The sequence below is a fragment of the Mitsuokella sp. AF21-1AC genome (genome assembly GCF_003458855.1).
GTDB lineage: Bacteria > Bacillota > Negativicutes > Selenomonadales > Selenomonadaceae > Mitsuokella.
Genome location: NZ_QRVW01000027.1, coordinates 1 through 415, shown reverse-complemented (window position 1 = coordinate 415; position 415 = coordinate 1). Strand labels below are relative to the sequence as shown.

General features: G+C 51.6%; 4 tRNA genes. All 4 read right to left on the bottom strand.

Annotation, left to right across the window (positions count from 1 at the left end):
- Nucleotides 1-16 precede the first annotated feature (16 nt).
- Nucleotides 17-93 (bottom strand) — tRNA-Asp (locus DWX75_RS09520).
- A gap of 13 nt (nt 94-106) precedes the next feature.
- Nucleotides 107-182: transfer RNA gene (locus DWX75_RS09515), tRNA-Val, on the bottom strand.
- 6 nt (nt 183-188) lie between these two features.
- Nucleotides 189-264: transfer RNA gene (locus DWX75_RS09510), tRNA-Lys, on the bottom strand.
- Nucleotides 265-271: 7 nt separating this feature from the next.
- Nucleotides 272-346, bottom strand: a tRNA-Glu gene (locus tag DWX75_RS09505).
- Nucleotides 347-415 lie beyond the last annotated feature (69 nt).

Here is a 415-nt window from a genome sequence, read left to right as displayed (position 1 = left end):
CTGTGCAATAAGCAAATGGCGACCCGAATGGGACTTGAACCCATGACCTCCGCCGTGACAGGGCGGCATTCTAACCAACTAAACTACCGGGCCGTATAAAAAGGTATGGTGGGCGATAACAGGATCGAACTGCTGACATCTTGCTTGTAAGGCAAGCGCTCTCCCAGCTGAGCTAATCGCCCATAAAATGGTGACCCACCACGGAATCGAACCGTGAACCTACTGATTAAGAGTCAGTTGCTCTGCCAGTTGAGCTAGTGAGTCATGATAATGGTGACGCCAATGGGATTCGAACCCATGAACCCGCCGTGAAAGGGCGGTGTCTTAACCGCTTGACGATGGCGCCAAAAGATCAAGTGGATCTCTATATATAATGGTGGCTCACCCGGGATTCGAACCCGGGACACCCTGATTA